This window comes from Xanthomonas sp. SHU 199, assembly GCF_000364665.1.
GTDB lineage: Bacteria > Pseudomonadota > Gammaproteobacteria > Xanthomonadales > Xanthomonadaceae > Xanthomonas_A > Xanthomonas_A sontii.
In genome coordinates, this window is the sequence record NZ_AQOI01000729.1 from 1 (window position 1) to 1,089 (window position 1,089).

1 protein-coding gene is annotated in these 1,089 nt (G+C 71.7%); it reads right to left on the reverse strand.

Annotated elements, in window-relative coordinates:
* Nucleotides 1-1,089: sensor histidine kinase (locus D183_RS0120305; protein WP_017910614.1), on the reverse strand; the 1,089-nt coding region annotated here is incomplete at both ends.

Sequence of the window (1,089 nt, forward strand, 5' to 3'; positions counted from 1 at the left end):
TTCCTGGCTGATCGCCAGGCCCAGGCCGCTGCCGCCGTAGCGTGCGGCGGTGCGCGGCCCGTCGGCCTGCTCGAAGCGCTGGAACAATCGCGCCTGCTGTTCGGCATTGATGCCCGGCCCGGTATCGGCGACCTCGAAACGCACGCCCTGCTGCGGCTGCAGCGGCGCCACCCGCAACTGCACGCTGCCGTGCTCGGTGAACTTGATGGCGTTGTTGAGCAGGTTCAGCAGGATCTGCCGCACCCGCGTGGCGTCGCCGCGCGCGGTGACCTGCGGCGGCATGGCGTTGTCCAGGGCGAACACCAGCCCGCGGCTGCGCGCCATCGGCCCCATCATCGCCTCCAGTTCGGCGATCAGCCGGCCCAGGTCGAACGGCTGCTGTTCCAGTTCCAGGCGCCCGGCCTCGATCCGCGCCAGGTCCAGCGCATCGTTGACCAGGCGCAGCAGGTGCGAGCCCGCGTCGCGGATCGATTCGGTGTAGCGGCGCTGCCTGGTGTCCAGCGGCGTGGCCAGCAGCAGTTCGCTCATGCCCAGCACCCCGGTCATCGGCGTGCGCACCTCGTGGCCGAGCGTGGCCAGGAAGCGGGTCTTGGCCAGCGAGGCCTGCTCGGCCACCTCCTGCTTGTGCACCGCCAGTTGCCAGGCGGCGCGCCGGCGCAGCCGCCGCCGGTACAGGAACGCGAGCAACCACAGCGCCAGCACCGCCAGCACCGCCAGCCCGGCGATGCCCCAGGGGCTGCGCCACCACGGCGGCAGGACGCGGAAGTGCAGGCTGACCACGTTCGACCAGACCTTGTCGGCGGTACGCGCCTGCATCTCCAGGGTGTAGTGGCCCGACGGCAGCCGCGAGAACAGACGCTCGCCGCTGGCGCCCACATCGACCCAATCCGGGTCGTAGCCGCTGAGGCGGAAGCGGTAGGTGTTGGCGTCGGTGTCGGAGAACGACAGCAGGCGCGCGACCACGTGCAGATCGCGGTCGCCTTCCTGCAGCACGATGCGGTCGGCATGCAGCAGGTCCAGCCCGCGCTCGCCGCGGCGCACGCCGATGCGCTCGATCACCAGCGGCGGCTGCCGCCGCGACGGCACCAC